The 20,916-nt window shown below is 53.3% G+C and carries 23 protein-coding genes; 13 read left to right on the top strand and 10 right to left on the bottom strand.

Annotated elements, in window-relative coordinates; genetic code table 11:
- Positions 1 to 200: 200 nt before the first annotated feature.
- Both EAO78_RS18730 and EAO78_RS17715 read right to left on the bottom strand, forming a co-directional pair.
- Positions 201 to 854 (bottom strand): site-specific integrase, encoded by a 654-nt coding sequence (locus EAO78_RS18730; RefSeq protein WP_162498061.1) that lies wholly within the window; start codon positions 852 to 854, stop codon positions 201 to 203.
- A gap of 180 nt (positions 855 to 1,034) precedes the next feature.
- Positions 1,035 to 1,406: a hypothetical protein gene (locus EAO78_RS17715; protein ID WP_136516503.1), complete on the bottom strand. Its 372-nt coding sequence runs from the start codon at positions 1,404 to 1,406 to the stop codon at positions 1,035 to 1,037.
- A gap of 200 nt (positions 1,407 to 1,606) precedes the next feature.
- Between EAO78_RS17715 and EAO78_RS09535 the strand changes: the two genes are divergently transcribed.
- From EAO78_RS09535 to EAO78_RS09520, 4 genes are all read left to right on the top strand, one after another.
- Positions 1,607 to 2,944 (top strand): IS4 family transposase, encoded by a 1,338-nt coding sequence (locus EAO78_RS09535; protein ID WP_122105611.1) that lies wholly within the window; start codon positions 1,607 to 1,609, stop codon positions 2,942 to 2,944.
- 176 nt (positions 2,945 to 3,120) lie between these two features.
- Positions 3,121 to 3,327 carry a hypothetical protein gene (locus EAO78_RS09530; protein WP_004594151.1) on the top strand — a complete coding sequence of 69 codons (207 nt, stop codon included), beginning with the start codon at positions 3,121 to 3,123 and terminating at the stop codon, positions 3,325 to 3,327.
- Positions 3,328 to 3,374: 47 nt separating this feature from the next.
- Positions 3,375 to 4,118 (top strand): site-specific integrase, encoded by a 744-nt coding sequence (locus EAO78_RS09525; protein ID WP_161607607.1) that lies wholly within the window; start codon positions 3,375 to 3,377, stop codon positions 4,116 to 4,118.
- A gap of 212 nt (positions 4,119 to 4,330) precedes the next feature.
- Complete coding sequence (locus tag EAO78_RS09520; RefSeq protein WP_162498060.1) at positions 4,331 to 5,026, top strand: GNAT family N-acetyltransferase; 696 nt, start codon at positions 4,331 to 4,333, stop codon at positions 5,024 to 5,026.
- Here EAO78_RS09520 and EAO78_RS09515 read toward each other — a convergent pair.
- Positions 4,979 to 6,253: an IS4 family transposase gene (locus tag EAO78_RS09515; protein ID WP_122105738.1), complete on the bottom strand. Its 1,275-nt coding sequence runs from the start codon at positions 6,251 to 6,253 to the stop codon at positions 4,979 to 4,981. The genes EAO78_RS09520 and EAO78_RS09515 overlap by 48 nt on opposite strands.
- A 965-nt stretch (positions 6,254 to 7,218) precedes the next feature.
- On the opposite strand from EAO78_RS09515, the gene EAO78_RS09510 reads away from it, so the two are divergent.
- A complete protein-coding gene (locus EAO78_RS09510) occupies positions 7,219 to 7,836 on the top strand; it encodes a tyrosine-type recombinase/integrase (protein WP_122105609.1) in 618 nt (205 codons plus the stop codon).
- 26 nt (positions 7,837 to 7,862) lie between these two features.
- Positions 7,863 to 8,210 carry a hypothetical protein gene (locus EAO78_RS09505; RefSeq protein ID WP_122105608.1) on the top strand — a complete coding sequence of 116 codons (348 nt, stop codon included), beginning with the start codon at positions 7,863 to 7,865 and terminating at the stop codon, positions 8,208 to 8,210.
- A 2-nt stretch (positions 8,211 to 8,212) separates the two neighbouring features.
- On the opposite strand, the gene EAO78_RS09500 is transcribed toward EAO78_RS09505, so the two are convergent.
- Complete coding sequence (locus EAO78_RS09500) at positions 8,213 to 9,049, bottom strand: DUF6036 family nucleotidyltransferase (RefSeq protein ID WP_122105607.1); 837 nt, start codon at positions 9,047 to 9,049, stop codon at positions 8,213 to 8,215.
- Positions 9,046 to 9,996 carry a helix-turn-helix transcriptional regulator gene (locus tag EAO78_RS09495; protein WP_122105606.1) on the bottom strand — a complete coding sequence of 317 codons (951 nt, stop codon included), beginning with the start codon at positions 9,994 to 9,996 and terminating at the stop codon, positions 9,046 to 9,048. The genes EAO78_RS09500 and EAO78_RS09495 overlap by 4 nt, the downstream gene beginning before the upstream one ends.
- Positions 9,997 to 10,152: 156 nt before the next feature.
- On the opposite strand from EAO78_RS09495, the gene EAO78_RS09490 reads away from it, so the two are divergent.
- Together EAO78_RS09490 and EAO78_RS09485 are read left to right on the top strand one after the other, a co-directional pair.
- On the top strand, positions 10,153 to 10,728 hold the full coding sequence (locus tag EAO78_RS09490; RefSeq protein WP_004594158.1) for a DUF7342 family protein: 576 nt from the start codon (positions 10,153 to 10,155) through the stop codon (positions 10,726 to 10,728).
- On the top strand, positions 10,721 to 11,158 hold the full coding sequence (locus tag EAO78_RS09485; RefSeq protein ID WP_004594159.1) for a hypothetical protein: 438 nt from the start codon (positions 10,721 to 10,723) through the stop codon (positions 11,156 to 11,158). The genes EAO78_RS09490 and EAO78_RS09485 overlap by 8 nt, the downstream gene beginning before the upstream one ends.
- 30 nt (positions 11,159 to 11,188) lie before the next feature.
- Here the strand turns inward: EAO78_RS09485 and EAO78_RS09480 are convergent, their stop codons facing one another.
- From EAO78_RS09480 to EAO78_RS09470, 3 genes are all read right to left on the bottom strand, one after another.
- Entirely contained in the window at positions 11,189 to 12,187 is a 999-nt protein-coding gene (locus EAO78_RS09480; RefSeq protein WP_122105605.1) for a tyrosine-type recombinase/integrase, read from the bottom strand.
- Positions 12,188 to 12,361: 174 nt separating this feature from the next.
- Positions 12,362 to 14,665 (bottom strand): tyrosyl-DNA phosphodiesterase, encoded by a 2,304-nt coding sequence (locus EAO78_RS09475; RefSeq protein ID WP_203227858.1) that lies wholly within the window; start codon positions 14,663 to 14,665, stop codon positions 12,362 to 12,364.
- A gap of 109 nt (positions 14,666 to 14,774) precedes the next feature.
- Entirely contained in the window at positions 14,775 to 15,119 is a 345-nt protein-coding gene (locus EAO78_RS09470) for a hypothetical protein (RefSeq protein WP_122105603.1), read from the bottom strand.
- 76 nt (positions 15,120 to 15,195) lie between these two features.
- Between EAO78_RS09470 and EAO78_RS09465 the strand changes: the two genes are divergently transcribed.
- Positions 15,196 to 15,726, top strand: a complete 531-nt coding sequence (locus EAO78_RS09465) for a hypothetical protein (protein WP_122105602.1) — start codon at positions 15,196 to 15,198, stop codon at positions 15,724 to 15,726.
- Between the two features lie 21 nt (positions 15,727 to 15,747).
- On the opposite strand, the gene EAO78_RS09460 is transcribed toward EAO78_RS09465, so the two are convergent.
- A complete protein-coding gene (locus EAO78_RS09460; protein WP_004594164.1) occupies positions 15,748 to 16,278 on the bottom strand; it encodes a hypothetical protein in 531 nt (176 codons plus the stop codon).
- Positions 16,279 to 16,540: 262 nt separating this feature from the next.
- Between EAO78_RS09460 and EAO78_RS09455 the strand changes: the two genes are divergently transcribed.
- From EAO78_RS09455 to EAO78_RS09445, 4 genes are all read left to right on the top strand, one after another.
- A complete protein-coding gene (locus EAO78_RS09455; RefSeq protein ID WP_238987657.1) occupies positions 16,541 to 16,966 on the top strand; it encodes a hypothetical protein in 426 nt (141 codons plus the stop codon).
- Positions 16,967 to 17,577: 611 nt separating this feature from the next.
- Entirely contained in the window at positions 17,578 to 18,357 is a 780-nt protein-coding gene (locus tag EAO78_RS09450; protein ID WP_122105601.1) for a CBS domain-containing protein, read from the top strand.
- A gap of 148 nt (positions 18,358 to 18,505) precedes the next feature.
- Entirely contained in the window at positions 18,506 to 18,628 is a 123-nt protein-coding gene (locus tag EAO78_RS18605; protein ID WP_255470481.1) for a hypothetical protein, read from the top strand.
- Between the two features lie 442 nt (positions 18,629 to 19,070).
- Complete coding sequence (locus EAO78_RS09445; RefSeq protein WP_122105600.1) at positions 19,071 to 19,637, top strand: hypothetical protein; 567 nt, start codon at positions 19,071 to 19,073, stop codon at positions 19,635 to 19,637.
- A gap of 121 nt (positions 19,638 to 19,758) precedes the next feature.
- Here EAO78_RS09445 and EAO78_RS09440 read toward each other — a convergent pair whose 3' ends face one another.
- The gene (locus tag EAO78_RS09440; RefSeq protein WP_122105599.1) at positions 19,759 to 20,850 is read right to left on the bottom strand and encodes an HNH endonuclease; all 1,092 of its coding nucleotides are present in this window, start codon (positions 20,848 to 20,850) and stop codon (positions 19,759 to 19,761) included.
- Positions 20,851 to 20,916: the final 66 nt, after the last annotated feature.

Here is a 20,916-nt window from a genome sequence, read left to right as displayed (position 1 = left end):
GAAGGGATGTTAATCATCTACTCTATCACAGATGCTTGTGATTCGAGGGTCTTGGAGAAATTGGCCCTGTTGTAGAAGCGACTGAGTAATCGACAACGATCACTCTGGTCCGGAACGCGATTGACTACTGCTTGCTGTTAGGCATCGAAATATAGAGAAACTGAAACTTGGTTCGCCAGTTCGCTGCAGAAAACGGCTTATCAGCGACTAAGCCCACACCAGATACAGGGTCGGTTTCGTAGAGTCCATACTCCACAATTTGGACACCTGATACAGAGTTGGGGTCTACTGTCTTCATCGAGGTCACCATCTTCGGCTGTTTCTATGAGCTCCTTTGGCACCTGGGGTCCCCATCCGAATAGCTCCCGAAGGCGGTGAGCTCTCAGACCCGATTGGGCGATCAGCAGTTTCGCTCGTGATCGACGAATATCATGCAACGTGAACTTTGTCGGGACATCAGAGCGTTCACAGGCACGATTCGTAATGTCATATAACATCATATAGGGAATACGTTTGTTTGAATCGATTTGTGTCCAGATTGGCATCTCCGAGGAAGCATCCTCTAGTGGGTCGGCATCCGGAGCAAGCCATTCAGTTACTGGATGTTCTGCTTGTACCCACTGTTTGAAGTACGGCATCGATTCGTCGAGAGTGAGTAATCGTTTCTGACCATCTCGACGAGTAATCAATATGGCAACGTGGTCGCCTCTGTCTTCCACGTCACCGAAGGTGAGCCGGTGAAGCTCAGATGGTCGTGCGTGCGACTCCCACGCGACTGCTACGAGCGCTTTATTCCGGATGTGGATGTCCGGATGTTCGAGGATCGGTGCGATGTGGTCTTCCCAGCGGACCATAGTCCCCTGGTCGTCATTCGGTTCTGTCATAACGCACCCTATCATTCGACCCGGGGGATAATTCCCAATTCGTGAGTGAAATCACTTCAGCAACAAAACAATTAAAAACACACGGGTCGCCGTGTCATCTTTCAGTGATAAAAAGCATCAATATACGAGTCATTCGCCAGGTAATGGACATTATGAGGACTTAGAATCGGTATTTGGCACGTAATGGTCAACATTTGCTGTATCGGCATGTGATACATCTGGACTGTTTCTGTCTCGGATTCTATTTTTCTGAAATTGAGACAGCGATGAAGTACACAGTTCCCATCGTTTATTTCCCTCATTATCGAGCTTGTGATTAACGATGCCTGCATCTTCTGCTGCTGAAAGTAGCGAACTCAAGGATGCAGTAGAATACTCTCCGCCTTCAATTATTTCCTCGGCACCGTATGAGTCATCTGCAGTGATCGCATTGACTTCGTCTCGTAGTTGATTAAACGCGCAACTGTGATCTTCTGCATTCAGCAATACTTTCAGCACGACCTGTGCGTATTTGTACTCCATTACTTTCTCGAACCCACTATTGTCCATTATAATTCAATTTATCAAGTCTATACGTAAATAAGCTAGCCAGATGTGGGATTGGTGAGTCCAAAGACGATCCTGTACGGCCCCCATACGTTCTAGTTTAACGCGACAATCGACCGCTATCTGTTGATTCGATATCGTCGCAACTACCTGGTTGAGGAACCCGGTGGGGAAGTGTGTACTCTCCACCGGACTCGGTAGTTGTTGACCGGATTCAAAGAGCGTTTCCCTCCGATGAGTTGCGCGAGCGCGCTCGCGCAACGAATCTCGTTGAGCGAGAGCGGAAGTTCGACATCGTCGCACTGTTCTACACACTCACCTTTGGCTTTGCTGCCGGGTCAGACCGCTCTCTTCAGGCGTTTCTCGAACGCTACGTCGAGATGGCTGACTGTGACGAACTCACCTACGCATCCTTCCACGATTGGTTCGAACCGGGCTTCGTTGCGCTCCTTCGAGAGATTCTCGATGACGCCATCGAGAATCTCGACACCGGCCGAGCCGACTTGAACGGCCGTCTCGAACGCTTTCGAGACGTCCTCATTGCCGACGCAACCATCGTCTCGCTCTATCAAGACGCCGCTGATGTCTACGCAGCAACCGGCGACGACCAAGCCGAACTGAAGCTCCACCTCACCGAATCACTCTCAACTGGCCTCCCGACACGATTCCGAACAACCGACGGGACGACCCACGACCGGAGTCAGCTACCCACCGGCGAGTGGGTAGCTGACGCCCTCATCCTGCTGGATTTAGGCTTCTACGACTTTTGGTTGTTCGACCGCATCGACCAGAACGGTGGCTGGTTCGTCTCCCGCGTCAAGGAGAACGCGAACTTCGAGATCGTCGAAGAGTTGCGGACATGGCGGGGAAACAGTATTCCGCTGGAGGGGGAGTCGCTGCAGGACGTCCTCGACGACCTGCAGCGACAGGAAATCGATGTGCGCATCACGCTCTCGTTCGAGCGCAAGCGAGGGTCGGGCGCTAGCGCGACCCGGACGTTTCGACTGGTAGGGCTCCGTAACGCAGAGACCGGCGAGTACCATCTGTACCTGACGAATCTGTCGCGTGAGGAGTACCGCGCGCCCGATATCGCACAGCTCTATCGGGCGCGCTGGGAGGTGGAACTGCTGTTCAAGGAACTGAAATCGCGGTTCGGCTTGGACGAGATCAACACGACCGACGCCTACATCATCGAGGCGCTGATTATCATGGCGGCGATTTCGTTGCTGATGAGCCGCGTCATCGTTGACGAGTTGCGGATGCTCGAAGCGAACCGACGTGAGGAAGACGCCGCAGACGCCGACTCGTCGGCGTCGCGGCTTTCCCGTCGTCGCTGTTCACTGGCGGTCGAACGCCACGCGCATCTGATTCAGTTGTATCTGATGATCGAGTTGGGCTACGAACTGCCGGATTTGGATGAGCTGTTGCTGTGGGTGTCGCAGAAACCAAATCCACACAGGGAACGGTTACGCGAACAGGTTCAATCGGGTGAGTTCGCCTTTGACCGTCACTAAACTAGAACGGATGGTACGGCCCCTAGAAATACTTGGGAATATCATAAATTCACCGGGGCATATTCTGTGGTTAGAGAGGTTCTCTGTCGTGTTTTTATCTCAAACATAAATACATTACTTTGGTGAAGTCACTTCTTTCTGATAACTCAGAATACTACACCTCTCCTAATTAGAGTATGACCGAATACGAGGACAGCAGCCTCTCACCGGGTGAATACGTACGAGAAAACAAAGAACAACTCGAACGGTTGATCAAACACAGTAACAACGATTTCGTTCGGGCGTTAGCGATAGCGGCATTCGTCGAATACGGAGAGGATGCATCAGTAGAGTCCATCACGAAAGATTTGGAGCGAATCAAAGAGTTGGAAGAGGTTCAGTAAAGATGAGGTTGGCCCCCCACTCCAACTCAGACGGCTATCGAGTCTTTATGGAGCCGCATGAATATGAGACAATCATCGAATGCGCATCCCGTGATCGAGCGGAGATCGCCTTTCGACTAGGTGGAGAATGCTCCCTGAGAAAGAAAGAGGTTCTTGAGGTAACGCTTGATAAGATTCAGAAATCCCGAAGCCCCGGTGTAGAGATTTTCTTTATGCGCGTATGGGGAAAGGAAACACGGAAAGAAAATAGCAAGAAGCCACGGAAACCCTGGGTCCCCAACTCATTACGTGGGGACATCGAACGGTACAGCAAACGGAAAAACATTAGACCGTCATCTCCTCTCTATCCGAACTCCAAAGGAACTCTTCAAAACGATATGGTGGATGCACGGGAACTGGCAGCCAACAAAACCGGTGATGATGATTTCCTCGAAGTGACGTTCCATGACTTCCGGCGATACTTTGCAACCAACCTTTTCTACAGAAAGGGGATCAATATCGAATTCATCGCAGCACTCGGCGGGTGGGAAGATCCAGATTATATGAAAGAAGAGTATCTGGACCCCTACTTCGATGACGTTATCGAACGACACCTGGCCCAGAAAGGAGTGCTCGACATCGAGACTGACCATCAGTCTGACTTCGAAAAAGTACTCAGCAAGATGAACGAGCTGGAAAATCGAATTGATACTCTTGACCGAACCTTAGCAGCAGACACTATAGAGGTCGGATCTGAAGAGCTGGAGACGGAAGAAAGCGATGGGGACCACTCGTTGGAAGAGTTCCTCTGATTTCCTTTTCCTGAGTAACGTCACCGGGAATCTACTCCCAACAAAACCCCGACAGACTTGTCTCCGTAGATCAAACTCAGAATGACCGCACAGAAGTGGGAACAGAACGACCGGATCTTGTTACCAGGTTAGGAACTACTCAACACCGCGATCTGGCGTTAGAAACCGTGTGGGCGGAAGGTTTACCGCCGGTCCCGCAGGCCTCTAGAATGATGACTATACTGGAAGGAGCGACGCGCTGGGGCTCTGGCGAACCGACAACTGTTCAGGATGCTGCCGTCACCTGCTCAAACTGTGGCGAAACCGTCTTTGCGCAAACGGTCGGCGATGTGACGTGCGATGCCTGTGACGCCGCGTTCTATGCCACCGATCATCGTTCGGAAACGTGCTCAGCGGTAGAGTGTGCAGATTGCGGGGAAGTAATCTCGTTTATCCAAGAACATCGATGCACCATTGGCGAGTGGGACGCGTATCATTGCCACCACTGTACGAAAAACATCGCCATCGAAACCGACAACGGGCCACAGCCACCAGAGCAATTATTACAAACAGACTGGGTGTTGACTGGCCAGCTGCCGGATGATCCAGGAACAGATGTCACCGACGGGGTGTGGATGACGCGCCCCCGAACTGCACGAGAGGAATTTGCAACGAAAGTCCTGAATGCCGAAGCGAAGGCGAACGATTCCAGCTTTCACGCCTACGTCCCTGGGGAGACAAACGCACATTTGTGTTTCAATGGGGAATACTGTATCGGCTACATCACATGGAACTACGATAGCGACCAACCGGAACTCGGGCAGTTATACATCTTACCGGAGTTCCGTGGACAGGGTATCGGATCTGCCATCCGTCTTCAGTTAAGACTCACACCTCGGTTGTGTAGCGGTAACGAGCGTCTCTTGTAAGACCGGTCGCTGCTTGTGGATCTTTTGAGCGTCTTCGATCAGTCGTTCAAGCAGCGGCGGTGGTGAATAGCCGAGGTACTCACCGAGTTTATGGAGGAAAAGCTGGGCGTGCGACCGGAAGGTCGCCGCCCAGCGCTCTGTCGGAAACACGAGCTCCTCATCCGCCTGCTCAGTGACCAGATCCAATAAATCGCGGCTTACAAGTAGCGAAAGCAGCGCTGCGTACAGTAAGATCTTCACCACGTGTTCGTCGCTCGTGTCGAACTCATCCAAGTTGTACTGCGTCTTCAACTCACGGAACAACAACTCAACTTCCCACCGACATCGGTAGATCTGCGCTAAATCCGCCGGGAAGAACTCCTTCCTCGCCAAATTCGTCACGTACAGATGGTAGTCGTCGGCGTCCTCGTTGCGGACGCCGACGACGCGAAATCGCTTCGTATCCAGCGACCGCGTCCCATTGTACGGCCCCCGTTTGAACTCGACTTCGACCTCCACATCGAGGTACTTCCGGTCAAGATCGTCGAGAACAGCTCGGAGCTGCTTGCCCTCTAAGGGAATGGCGCGGCCGCGCCATTCCCGTAATTCGGCCGTAATCACCGGATTTGCGTTCTGTTTCAGCCGGCTCACGAAGTAACCGCCGTTCTCGTCGATCCGCGCAAACCGGCGGTACTTGAAGTACGCAAGATCGAACAACACGAGGCGGTTTTCAAGCCACGATCCTGTCTTGAACAGCGTGCTGTCGTGTGCTTTCTCGTCAGCAGTATCGATCCGTTCAATCGTCTGCTCTGTGGCATTGTGGAGCAGGTGGAGCTTCGCTCCAGCCTGCTCCTCGTGGCGGGCTTCGAACTGATCTGAAAGAAATTCGTGTAACCGCAACACCGTTCCATCAGCGATCATCACATCTCTGAACCGGTCGATATCAGCAGCTGTCGTGTCAGGAACAGCGACCTCGTCGAGACCATGCTCGACGAGGTCGCGGAGGTACTTCGCAAGCGTCGGAGTCAACCGCTGATAGAACCCGCTCGGCGAGATGGTCTCATCGGCAGTAGAGTTGTAAGATCGTCTGAAGCCGGCGAGTGTTCGGCTTTCGCCTGCGGCGAAGCCGAACACGAACGTCCAGACGAAGGCAGGGATCTGAAGCTTCCGATCACGTTCGACCACGCCGAGTTCCTCGGCGTGCTCTTCGAGGAACTCGGAGGGAAACAGTGTAGTGAGCCGACGCATAATTCGAGATGAGGAGCCGTTGTCGTGCACAGACTCGGCTTCCTCATTCCTTCCGAAAGATGTCTCGATAAGTCGTCGCAGTCACGGGGTTTCTTGCTTAACTGAAGACGGATGTCGGATCTGCATTCGTTGAAGCGTGGCTGGACGACATCGCCAATTCGGATGCACGGTTCAACGTCAATAATCCGAATGCCAATATGTTCCGGCTGCTACGAAGCATCGGCGCAATTGAGGTCACCGAGGAAGGAATGGAGTTCCATAGATGCGACATTACAGGCCACTGGTTTGATGTGCCTGATGAATGGAAAAATCAGTCACCTAGTACAGACTGAACTATTGAACCCAAACCGTTGAAAGATCTCTATGGCACCCTCACCATCAGGCTGTCCAGTAGCAGAGAAAGTGGGTCATCATCAGGAACGCTCAGAGTTTAATACGAATGGATTAGCGGAAGTTAAAATAAGAATACATTAGGACATTCTGTCATATATTGCAACCGGCCGAATGACGTGTTTACGTGGTCACTCATAATATAGAGAAATGCAAAAACTGCCCGAAGAGGCCGACCCAAATCAGTTTTGTATTCTCCTATATTATCGAATTATAAACAACAATAGGGGCGCTATCTCCCAAATTATTCATTTTTCTCTCTTGTAGACAACACGGGATTAATCAAATAACCAATATATATTCGAAGAAGGGTTTTGTATAGTTTATTGGTCTAATGATAGGCCACCAGCAGATAGATTGAGTGCTGATTATCTATTCCGAATCGTCCAAAGCGCTACGGATTGCGCTGGATGGACGGCCGGTCAATTCCACAGTCGACCGGTGAAATAGTCATTCGTAAAGGGTGGGAGACACCGTTCAGTTCACACCAGTCATATGAACTTTGGAGTTTATTTATGGACTCCAAAGTTAAGGTGGTCGAGACGCATAACAGTATATAAAGAGGTGCTACCAGAATGAGTGAATCTGCAAACTCCAAAGTTCGGGCCAAAGTCTGGATGACACCAGACCAAGTCGAGACACTCCGCTCGGCATCCTATCGGACTGGAGCAGAATATCTACAGCAACGGAACGAGGCCATCATCGCGTTTATGTACGATACTGGGCTGCGGGTCGGGGAACTCGTTCAAGTCGACGTGAGCCTGCTACGGAACGGAAATAAGGAGCTCTATCTTCCTACGGAGATTCAGAAAGACTACCCGAACGAGAACTCGCCCCCACCAGTAACACTCACCCTCTCAAACGATACCACGAGACTCCTTTCAGCTTACCTCAATACCCGGTGGAAGGATTCACCGGGTCTCTTCCCGTCCCGTTCTGCGGATCGGATCTCCGAACAAGGCGTGCGGAATATGCTACACAAGGTTGCTGACGAGGCCGGTGTCCAACCCTACAAGGTCGATGGTAGTCGGGGCGACGCCAGTGACGTAACCCCACACGCTCTGCGACACAGCGTGGCATATCGAATGATGAACGACGAAAAGGGGAACACGCTCTATGATGTTCGGAACCGACTGCGCCACGGAAGCATTCAAACGACTGAGCGAATCTACGACCACCTACTGAAAGTCTGATTCACCTACGAAATCAACGTAGACATATGTGTACAGACGGGGAATACCAGGTTCGAGAAAACACCGGAAAGACATCGCATCCATCGATTGACGCAGTCATCGACCTCGCGGTCGAACGAGCTGCTGATCCACGGCCCCGCAACCATCCAGACGCTCATTTCGACCAGTACATCTCCAACGCCATCACCCAATTCGGAGAGGACGACGTGGCGAGCTGTATCCGGCATACCCTCGTCGACGGCTACACGCACCGCATGGCCGGGACGGCCGCCTTCGGTGAGGATGACTACGTCTGGGGGATCAACGTCGGTGTCGCCGCAATCGCCTATCTCAGAGAACTCCACCAAGAGAAAGGGTCATCTGACAATTCATAACGTCATTCGGTGAACGCATCTCGCTTGCCCGTATCAACAAAGCCTGAATCACTCTGCTCGACATACCCGTAGGCTTCGAGTTGATCCAACTGCTCGACGACGTGATCCAGATCGAGGCCACGTTCCTCTGCAATCGCCTCAACGGACATCGGCTCGTCTTCACTCAACACGAGTCTGACTTCTAACTCATCCATATACTGCGCGTAGTACTCATCAATGACCTCTTCAAGCGGTGTTTGAACCTCGTACTGGTCGTATAATTCATCCAGCGATTCACGGATATGGGTCGTAAATTGCTTCCCATTCAGCAACTCGATCTGTGCTGCGGTTTCATGCTCGATGGCGTCGAAGTCGAGATTCGTTTGTACCAGTGTATTCATGTCATCGATGTCGTCAGGGCGCTTTGCGACTGCTTTGAATAGGAAGATGTCTTCCAGCGCCGTTAACCGGACGGACAACTGCCCAGATGAGAGATGGTCCTCGCTCCGGTGTTGCATCCCATCGCTGAAGATGAGTTTGTTGGCAACCTGCCGATTGAACACATCTATCCGACACCCATCGTCGTTCTCGACACACAACCTCGCCCCCAACTGCTGGTACGTTTCGTCAAGGTCTGAGACTTCCTCGTATCCCTGGTTATCTAATGCGGCGAGTAATCGGTCGAACTCCACCTCGGTCGTGACGACCAAGTCGATGTCCTTGGTCGTGTCCTTCAGTCCTCGGAACGCCATCGCCCCGCCACCGATGAGAAAGGCTGTAACCTCGGTGTTCAGAGCCGCTCCAAGTTCCTGCAGTTCGGCCTCGATATACGCGGCATCGAACTGGGGGCGAGGCGTCATACAGATATGTCGTAATCAGCCGCGTTCGATTTGAACGTGTCCCATTCAGGAAGCTTCTCCCCAGCCACATCACCGCTGGTTTCGAGGTACGTACAGAGCGCCTGAACGGTTTCAGTGAGGTTGAGGTCGGATTCTCGATCGTACCGGGCTGCAGTCTCCGTGAGTGCCTCTGCACCAATCTCACTGGCTGTGATCAGTAATAGACAGTATGATCTGTACCGTGCGCCATCATCAATGAGGAGCAAGTGACAGACAAGGTCTTCCGGAGTGAGTTCGGTTCGATCCTCGGAGCGGAAATAGTACTGCTCTTCCCGCGTTAACAGCGGGATTCCGTATTGTTCGAGTGCATCCGGACCAGTCCGATGAAAGAGTGACGCAGTCACGTCCGTCCGGCAACTGAACAGGTACTCATCAACATCCATCCAGATGAGACGGACACCAGTAGCGTGGTCGCGTGCTTCCTGTCGATGCATATGGCGTACCAGCGACCGTGCAAACGCAGCCAATCCCTGGAACTGACTCGTCAGTGCAAATCGGCTATCGCGTTTCGTGACAATACCGACGTTTCGTAACTGTTTGAGTCGCCGGTAGACCGTTGCACGACTCACATCAGTCCAATCCGTGAGTTCCGCAGCCGTTCGTTCAGTATCCAAATGGTACAGGAGTTGGATGGTCGACCCAGCAATCAGGCCAGCGAAATCGACGTGCGGGAATTCACGTGCGAGGTCTGCAAACCGTTCAGCCGGTTCAGCGTTCGACAACGAAACGCGGTATCGACCGTGTTGCTGCTCTCTGGTAATCAGCCCGAGCTCGGCAAGGGTCGAGACCACGCGAGACGTGTGACTCGGATCCCACTCAAGCGCATCAGCTAACTCCCGCTGTACCACGCCATCCACTCCCTCGGTACTGAGGTATGAGAGGACGGTGAGTTCCGGTTCAGAGATCATCTTGTCTCAAATCACGAAACCTATATATAAATATCTTGCTTGTTTTGAGATACGGTCTATCCAGCGATGTCGTGAACCCAGCTAAAGCAGAAATAATTCAGCGTTCCATAGATATATATCGCCAGAGCAAGTAGCTACAGCAACGGACCCCCACACATGGATCTCACAGACATCCCCGGTGATGCATACGACGGCGAGGAGTCACCGCCTGATCTCGACGCATTAGAATCGCCTGACTCGCTTCTCAAAGGTGGATCAATCCGAGAGCGGCTCCTCGACGTTGTCATCGGACTGCGGACGCCGACGAAGGTCTCGACGATCGCCGATCGTGCCGATTGTGACACCGAGACAGCCCGGGACTACCTAGAGTGGTTCGACGAGATGGGGATGGTACAGCGACACGACGGTCGTCCAGTCCGGTACGAACGCAACGACGCGTACTTCCAGTGGCGACGCATCGACCGGATCCGCGAGGAATACTCCGAGCAGGAGATCGTTGACGCCCTCGACGACACGCTCACCCAGATCGAAGACTACAGAGCGCAGTTCGATGCAACGCACCCGGACGATGTGTCCCTCGTCGACGCCACCCAGGAGCAGAATCTATCCACCGAAGCAGCTTGGGAAGCGCTCTCCGAGTGGGAGACACTCGAACAGCGAGCCGCGCTCCTCGACGAAGCACGCGGAAACAATCCAGTCGCCGGTAGCAAGCCCGGTCCAGTCGATGCCTGAGGACACGGCAGACCCACCCAGTCGCGGCCCCATCGATGCAGAAATCCTCGATCGGATTGCTGCCCACCTCGCCCGTAGTGATCGGTTCGACGACATCCAGACACGACCGGAATACGCGCCGAACGCAGTCGTCGCTGACTACGATCTCGGATACTTTCCAGGCGGCGTCACCCGTGCGTATCTACGAATCCGCTGGTTCGAGACCGACGACTTCAGCATCCATTATTCGGAGCAATACCAGACCGGTAACGAGTGGGAGTGCCGATGGGATCGGCACCCCAATGACCATAACACCCGCGAGCACTTCCATCAACCCCCAGATGCGTCGACACCCGGAGAGGATGCCGACTATCCCGACGACTGGCGAGATATACTCGCAACCGTTCTTACCGATCTCGATGACCGAATCAAAGCCTTCTGGGACGAGTGACGATCCGACGGGGGAAACGCCTACAGCGCATCAAGCACTCGGCGCTATTGACCCGTCTGCTTCTGGAAGACGCGTATAGCCAGGGTTCTCAAGCATCGATACATACGCCTGGTCAATATCCCGGCCAGACAGGTGTACATATCGTCCTGGGACTCGGGAGCCTGGAACCCATCCGAACCACGCGCACATCTGCGCTTCAGTGAGGTAATTCGCCAGGTACGTCGCTCGGCTATGTCTGAAGTGATGCGGATTCACCGGTTTCTGAATCCCGGCTTGTTCGCTAGCACGATCTAAAATCCGCAAACGAATGTACTGGTAACTGATTGTCTCATCTGGAGACCCTTGCTTCGTGTCGATTTTACACCAGAGTGGCGCGTCAGGGCGTTGGTTCGGGTGTGCTGTTAGCCATGACTCAAGATACGATTCAGATTCGAGGAGCAAGAGTCGGCGCGACCCGGTTTTCCCCGAGACAACCATCTGTTTTCCGAGTCCCGTCTGTTCGATATGCCCAACTTCTAGGTCGATGAGTTCTCCGATCCGCGCTCCGGTTTCCCATAAGACGGCTACAAATGCACGATCACGGTCGTTATGACACGCTTCCAATAGGGCTTGAACATCTGCTGGAGTGAGCAGACTCTGGGGCAAAATCCGTTTTTGTTCTACGGGGCCCCGTCGAATCCACTTCGTCTCCTCAGGGTCTTCTCCATCATTCAACCACTTCCAGAACTGCTTGATCGCTTGCTTGTAATCAACGACAGTAGAGGAAGACGTTCCACGTGTGTACAACCACGCGACTAAATCAACGATCGCCTCTTTGTCCAGATCCACGAACCGTGTTTGCCCCACGTGATCTGTGATGATCTTGAAATGGGCAAGCACCTTCTGCTGTTGCGCCGAACTAATATCTGCAAGAACCATATCCCGGTGATACTCGGCTATGAGCTGCTTATTTTCGGGGTGGATGTGGGTGGCCGACTCGATATACGCTAATGTTCGATTCACCGCTGCCTCATAATCCATCGTAGGCATACCGCTCGTGAAGGTATCTATGGAGATAACGCGCGCGGTGAATACCTTTCTCGTGTTCGACAGTTCAGGGCGCTACAATCGAATTCTTCCCCAGATATAGGCGAAACTGATTCTCAACGTCGACCTACAGCGATAACCGTCTCAAAGAGGGAGCAATCCGTCATTGTAGGAGTATCAGCTGAACAATCCTCGGACGCGGCCAATCACCCCGCCACTACTCTCTGACTCACTTGTTTCCGCTCCTGTTCCTTCACTCACCCGTCCATCCAATTCAGCGCCAGCTGGCGGCTCTCCCAACCAGTCGAGGAACTCGGCAGGTGATTTGATCAGCAGATCGCGTCCACGGCGTTCAACACGCGCAACGGTGGGCGGATCCCGCGCATACGTGTAGGTATCCGTCGACATCTCTTCAGGGAACGATACACGAAGCCGATCGCCTTGGTCTTCCGTCGTAATATCCTCTCGCTTGAGCAGATCGAACCAGCGGTCACGACCCGCATCATGCTCTTGTTCGGCGGGGCGTCGTGGGAACCACTCCGGTACGTCACGACCAGCATACTCGTAGAACTCCAGCATCACGGCACGTGCCGTCCGTAACGCATCGTCATCATTCGAAAGCGTCAGCTCTCGGGTCAGCATTTCGTGGGTGAACCAGAGGAACAGCGGATTATCCTGCTCGATCAGCCGGTTGACCTCGGCCTCACCCTTGTAGCTCGTGTCGAAATTCACGTTGAAATGCAAAATCTTCGAGCGATTTCGGAACCACTCATCCGGCCGTTTGTCGTTACTAATGAATGCGAACAGCGGGAAGCTCGCTTCCGGCGTCCAGTTCCCCCAGTAGTTTCGGAACGTATCCAACCGGTTCACGGTATCTTTCGTGATGTCGTCGACGACGACAGGGAACGCAGTATTCGCAGACCGCATTCCCCGTACTTTCCGCTTCCCGACCTCGTCGGCATCAACCGGATTCACGACTCGCCCCCCGCTAATCATCGACAGCACGAACTGTGCGAATGTTCCTTTCCCGGCGTCCGACTCGCCGTAGATGTAGAGGTTCGGAAGCGCCTTGTCAAGGTCAATCCCGTACTGATCGTAGAATGCTGCATCACGGTTCGCAAACGGTGCCCAAAACATCCACAGCAACGCCTCGGTCATGTGCGCTTTCACGGCGTCTTCATCGTTGCAATTCCCGTACTTGTCGACCGTCTCAAAATACCCCTCTAAATCGGACAGGGCGGTATCAACGACATCTGGATCGTCAGGCAGCGGCTGTCCTACCCGGTAGACCCGCCCATCAGTATGGAAGCTCAGTGCACGCCCGAATTCAACCGGAGCATTATCACCTGTTTGTGCACGCTGGACACGCATTGTCGGCACCTCATAGACATCGCGCTTGTACTGCTGGACCGCCTGTGGCGTCGTCGTCAGTGAATCACCGGAGAGAGACGCGTCGTAATCAGTCATTCGAGACAACGCCTCAATCGCATCCTCGCTATGCCCCAGCAATGAGAGGTTGATTCGCGTCTCACTCTCGTCACCCGGATCTAAATCCTCTGCTGATCCCTCACTCTCACCGTCATCTGACTCGTGTTGCTGCTCGTCGACTTTCTCTTCAGCACCCTCACTCAGCTCCGTCTCATCGCCCAGTACCAGATCGACTTCATCCACCTCTGACTCAATCCGCTCATCAAGCCGTCCGTGAAGCTCGCCTACTTCATCACGGGTCTTCACCTTCCCCTCAGTGTACAGCGAGACCACCTCTGCCCGGTCATCAGATGTCCGTTCCAACCGCTCCGTAAGATCATCGAGAAACGGGCCGTCGTTATTGTAGGACCGGTGCTCTTCATAGAAATCGACGAGCTCGCCCCACAGCGATGTGTCCGTCGCCGTTTCGAATACGACCCCGGTATTCGCCTGCCGCGTCCACGCGTTACTCGACAAGTTCGGGGACCCAACGATCGCCGTCGCTGGCCGCACCGTCTCTGTCTCCGCAGCATCCTCTGACTCGTCTATATCAGTTCCACCGCCACTTGCAGTCGAGTCCGAATCGGTCCACTCGAAAGTTTGCTGGGATGCATCAGTCTCGTCACTCCCGTCCGAGTCGTCACTTTCAGCGCTGTATTCGATCAGGTAGAGTTTGCTGTGTACTTCTTTCGTCTCGCAAAGATAGATCACTAACTTATCGTCTCGTTTGAGCTGTTCAAGCCGATCTGCAAGTTCTGGTTTATCGATGAGTCGCTCCCGATAATCCGCAACGTCACCCGCGACTACTTCCAATTGTTCAAGCGACTCAACGCGGTCAAACAGTTCAAGGATGAACTCCGGTGAATCACAGTACGTGACGACACGCATCCGGACAGCGTCCTCAAAGTACGTTTCGAACCGCCCGTAGCTCCTGAAGAGTTCAACGTGTCCCGTTGTTTTAGACCTGCCGCCCAGCGGGAGATCAAACTGCTCCGCCATAATGTTCGTTACCACTTACACAACTTGGTCTGATAACCGTTCACCTCAGAGTGGAACAAATGATCGGAGCCAAAACACTCTCAATCCAGGAAGCCGGGTTCCGTGAACTACTCGGTATCCGCCTCTACCTGTACGAAGACGACTGGCGAAGGCATCGTTCCGCTCGATATTTCAGAGTCTCGCGGGCATAGTACGCGCCATCCCGCTCGCTTTCCGCAACTCGCTCAAACAATTGCCGCGAAATCTGCTTCGTGACGATCTCACCATCCTTAACCATCCAAGCGAACGGTTCGTTCGGATCAAGGCCCCACCGTCGGAGTATCTCCCCGTCGACCCGCAACGATTGGACAAGCTCGTCACCATACTCACTGGCTTTCTCTCGGCTCAAAACCAAGGTATCGAGAACCCCATCATCGTGCGGCTTCGGCGTCGCCCACTCAACGGTCCATTCCGAGTCAAGGTCGTTCATCACTTTATCAGACATCTGATCTACAAAACGAGCGGGCCACAGTACATATAACCCGATTGCTCTCCTCACGGCTCGTATGCCAGCAACACAAACAATCGACGTGTTTGACGGGTTAGAATTTTATGTCGAACCCGCCGAAGCACCGGACCCGGTCTACTATACGAGCGACAAACCCGAATTCGACGTACACATCCGGAACAAGGACGCAAAATACGATTTCAGTGAAGAAAGCGCGTTCACATGGACAATTGAAACGAACCCGATGCAAGTAGTGCATACCAACGAAGTCGAGTTCGGCCCCTTGGACCGTGGAGAGGAAACGACGGTTACTGTCGGTGGGAAAGTTCTAGCGTACGAAGGCCACGGGGTTTTCGGTATTGCTACCGGTGGGGCGTCAGGAAAGAGTGGTTCCGACCGCCGAGAATTAAAATCCGGACGTGCAAAATCAGCTGACCCAGCGTACAGTTTCCACGTGTGGGACAATTCGCATTACGACGCGTCGATCCGGCAGCCGAAGCGGCTGCAGTTAGCTATGTTCGGCACTTCGGTGCTGCTAATCTTATTCGCGGTTGTTCAGGTGCTACTAGCCATAGGGATCGTGGGGTAGACGCCGGTTGGAACGCGACGGTCAGCGTCGTTCGAATTTCCCGAGTTCGAGATCCACGTGCTGATGTACTCCGTACGGATCGATGAATTCCATTTTCCTGGTGTCGATGAACCGACTTACTTCGCCGTGCCTAGGTCCCCAGTGAGCGACATCAATCCCGAGCTCTGATTCGAGCACTACTCCCCCGACGAAGTTCACTGTCCCTGCGACGAGCAACGCGAGCCACCAATCCGTTGGTGCCGCGAGGATAACGACCGCGACCGGGAGCGACGCGTACATCGTGAACGCCGGTACACGGTACAGCTTCCCGATCTCAGCATTTACAAGATACGCAAGCATCCCGTACACTCCAAGAATCAATCCGAGGTCACCGTACCAAACGAGGAATCTTGGTGCTGTCTCTAAGCCCAGAAACGACATATTCAACGCGAGAACGTTCGTGAATGTCGTTACTCTGGACACGTAGTATTTCTCGACCACGATCCCAACGAACAGCAAGGCGAATATCGGGAGATTAGCCCCGAACACCCTAGTAAGCGCGTCAATCAGCATATTTGCTGATCTCTCTCATAGATGCATTATTGTTGGGCAGTGATGATAGAGTGAGATTGGCAGCTCACGCCGATGTTGGCTGTGCTGGATATATCCTTGTATTTCCCACGCCACCTCTATCCGTTCGTGGGGCTTTCAACAGAGCCGAATATAGCTCACTAATAGACGCGGGTTGAGGATCAAGACGCTCTACATCAAATAGTAATCCCACATAGAGACGGGTGTCCGGTTCTACAGAACGAAGTCTAACCGAAGTCGCCTCGTGTCAGGGAAACTGATTACTGTCGTCCCAGTATACCTCGTCCCGATGCCCCAGATATTCGAGTTCCATTGTACGAACCCGGACTGTGAGTTCGAGATGCCGTCCGGCTGGGGATACTATATGTACGCAATCGCTGACGACGGCGAACGCATCCATTGTCCACACCCTGGAGAGATGGGACGAGCGCGAGACGTGATCGGCGAGGACGCGTCCCAGGAAGAGATCGACCGTCGCACCGGGTTCAATACCTACTGCTTCTGTATCCACTGCGAAGCGCAGGTGGATTTAGATCTCGACCGGGATGAGAAGGCGTGTCCGGAGTGTCGATCAAACGCGGTCAAGACCATCGATGAACTTGTTGACGAACAATGCCCCGTCTGCGGGGAAGGGACATTCGTCGCTGAGGATACCGGTGCAATAGCGTAGTTGCGCCAGTAGGATATTATAAACGAGTGCCCGTTTCCATATGAAGTTTAACTGGATAGCGAAACGGAGAGTTCTCTATGGAAAGTGAATCGAACACCCGGGTATTTCGGCGCAGGATATGAGAATACAGAAGGGCCGATAGCAGAGTCACATTCGGGCAGCCAGACTCACAGCACGCCTGTATCATACATATCCCGGGAATATCAGGCGTATTCACTAAGTGAGTGATTGTGGCGCGTTTGTGGACGGCCTCGTACCAACAGCTCATATTCCCCCATCGGCACTGGCAGTGCCCCCGTCCCAGATAGCTGAGAGAGTTTCACGGCGGTGAGCGGTTCTTGGGCCAGTGCGTACCCTGTTGCCATACTCACCGGTGCGACAGCGACGATCGCCTCGTCAGGCGTTGCCTCAATCAGTTCTTCAGCATTCGCATTACGGACAACTGCATCGGTCGGGAGTGAAGAGACGGGAAACAGATCGGATGCCTCGTCGTATGGAATACTATCATATACGAGGTATGGATGCTTGTTACGCATCTATACAGTCCTATTAATTTTTGAAAGTAATAAATCTAACGTCGGTATTACAGCACTCCCCTCACACGACAAACCATGACCAACGGTTGCACCGCGGACAATATTGCTACCGCAAACCCAGAAATATGCCCGGCTGACGACGTTCCGACGGCAGCAGACTGGCTTTCAGAACGCGACTACGACTCGGCACCGGTGTTCGAGGATGGCCGCCCAATTGGCTACGTGACACGAGACGCCGCAGAGACAGCCTCGCCAGACACGTCACTCGCAGAGATTACAGAACCGCTCACAGTCGATGTCCTCATCGCCAGCGACTCCCCACTCGACACAGTTCTCGAAGCACTCTATGACCGCCCGTTCTACTATCTCGCGGACCGAAACCAAGTCACGGGTATACTCACCCGTGCAGACCTCAACACCGAGCCAGTCTACCAACACCTCTACACCAAACTCTCACAACTTGAACAAGCCTTCCGAAAGACAATCCAGGAACACGTGCCAGATTGGCGCGAAACCACGCCGCTTCACCCAGACATATTGGACGCCATCGACGAACGCCTCGCTGATGCGAAAGACGCCGGCGTCGCACTTGACCCGATTCACTACGCCCAATTCTCAACACTCGTGACTATCATCGGAAACAGCGACGCTGCATCACAAGCACTCGACTTCGATGCCGGGCATCAAGCAAGCAGCCAACTCGACCCAATCACGGATCTCCGGAACGATGTCGCCCATTCAACACCGGTCATACAGAACACAGACCGCGGCCTCACAGAATCCGGGCGAACAATAACCCATCTCCTCGACCAGTACCAACTTATTGAGGAACTACTTGCCACCCACAACGAATGACACGGCGAGAGTCATACGCGGCCCGCGTCGGAGACTACGTCGACGAGAAACCATTTGTTCGATGGCTTCGCCTGGCTCTAAGAAGAGGCGGCCCCTGCGTACGACTGTGCGAAATAATTGTTCGACCGGCAAATCTGTGAGTGAAAGAATGGTCCTGAAAGACATCCCAACCGTTGATGAACTGGTCGAAACGACTGGCCAGTCCAAAGAGCAGCTTCTCAAGGATCGTGAGGCTGCGGCGAAGATGTCGGGCGACTCTGCCGACGAGTAGCGGTATCCCTGATAGGCGAAGTTGGTTCTACGAACACGATCGGTTACTAGAATCAATGAGAGAATTCGAAAGCATCGGAGAAATGCTCGCGGCAGAGGATGGAACTGTTTACATTAGTGGTAATAGTCTAAGTGAGACGGCCTGTGTTAATGTTAAGTATAATTTATTTCTCACTGCGGGGGGACTTCGCAGACGAAATAGAATATCGAAAGCGGAAGCAGTCCACCGTGGATTATCCCCTTTCCCCAAGGGTATTTAAGTCACGATCCGATAGTTACTATTGTTTCAGAGCTCCCTTTGGCGATGGAAGCCCGCGGTAACCCTGCGTAGCTAATAGACTACCACTTGTAGGTAGTCGTGAGACTGTCTGGATACGCACACGTTTCAGTACACCCACAGGGCACCCCTCGCACGTTGCTAACAAGACAACAACCCAACAGCTATGACGCTAACAACAACCATCGAAACAAACGGCACAGAAATCGAAGTCGACCTTGATGAACTCGATAAATATGGCTACTACTACCTTGATGAGGCTCGAAACCTCATCATTAGAGCGATCGTGTATACTCACGGCACGAAAGACAGCCGCTGGGTAGAAACATCAGAGATTGGGACAGACTACACGATCAGTGAAGTTGAGGTTGATATTGACGAACTCAAGAGATTCGTCAACGCAGAACTCAACCTCACGCTCACAGACGAAGAAGCTGAGCACATCGCTACATACTACCAAGAACAAGGCCACGAAGTAGTCAGCCACTGGATGGATGATTTTAGCGGAGACCGAATCCTATCCAAAGCCGATTACAAGATCATCTCTACAGATGTGGAAGAACCACTTCTCGGCTGGGAGTTTGAATTCGAAGACCTAATCACCCGTATCGCCGCAATAACAGAACTTCCTGATCGAGAAATACAGGGGAAACTCTTCAACGCTGCCCGAAGCGCATCACCTGGAGACTTCGAGTACAGCGCTAAAGTCGAACTCACCGGAACACCACTCTAACCGGAATTCGCACTCCCAGTGGAACCTGTTTCAGCGAACTCAAGATTGGATTCAAATCCCAGGGTGATAGAAACAGCGTTGAAAACAGGAATTTGACCGCGTATCGTCCGTTCTTAGACGACTACAGCTCTGCGTTGATCCGCTGTAGCGCCGCAATAGCTGTCTGTAACTGCTCGCGGACCATTACGTTTCCCTCGTCCGGTGTCGACTCATCCCTATCTTCTTGATCGCCCTGAACGGACTCTCCTAGTCCTGTAGGGTCAGACGGAGTACTGTCTCCGACACCGTGGCCAACGGAATCCAGCCGTTGTTGCTCATCGGAACTACTCGAATTTACGTCTGCCTCGTCGGCTGTCTCACTCGTGGTGTCACCACCTGGATGCTGCCCACCGCGACCACCGCGGCGAAACGCATCCAGGGGGAAATCATACGCACACGCTCGCTTCTCTTTGTGGAAAGTCGTCCGCCTAGAAATGTCAAGCACGTCCATAACCGTCTGCCGGTTACAACCGCGTTCTAAGGCTTGCCGGACCTGCTCGTCTTCAACCCGCTGAATCAACGCTTGCGGATCCGACGGGATGTGACCACGCGCAGAATGCTCGATTTGGCCTGTCAAGCCCCACGCACCCGTCTGGACATCCTGATCAACGATCTGCCGGTCACGCGTCTCGACCTGGTTGTCAAGCCCCATCAGGACTGCAAGGCGTTCACGGACCGTCGTTGGCGACAACTCCGCCGTTAACGAGTCCGCGATCTTACCAGTCTGCGCTGGCCCCTCGTCAGCCAAGTACCGTAAGATCTCGATGTCCTGCGGAAGCAGCACACTGAGATCGGCTTCTGTGAGTGTTACTGGAGCGTCTGCACGCGTCGATTGCTGGTGAATCCAACTGTGGCAGGACCGGCACAGCGTCGTCAGATTCTCCAAGTCGTTTTCAGCGACTCCGACGGGGTCACGCTCGATATGGTGAACGTGTAACGTCGCCAGACCACCTCGCTCTGGACCTTCTCGCCCGCAGACTTGACACCGATGACTGTCTCGTGCCAACACGTCAGAGCGTGTCTCGGGAGTTACCGATGCGTTCTCGCGGTTCTGCTCATAGTCGTGGCTCGCCGCTGAGTCAGACGTACGCGTCTCCGCGCCGTCTGGCTCACTCGTCGTCGTTTGTTCGTTCGATTCGTTGCTGAACTCGTGGTGTCCGTCAGCTCGTGTCATCAGTTTCTGTTAGCTTCGGTCGCTTGCTCGATTGGTTCGCGCGGTTCCGGCCAGCATATGGATGAT

Source organism: Halobellus captivus (genome assembly GCF_003697845.1).
Lineage (GTDB): Archaea > Halobacteriota > Halobacteria > Halobacteriales > Haloferacaceae > Halorubrum > Halorubrum glutamatedens.
This window is presented reverse-complemented; position numbering and strand designations above follow the sequence as displayed.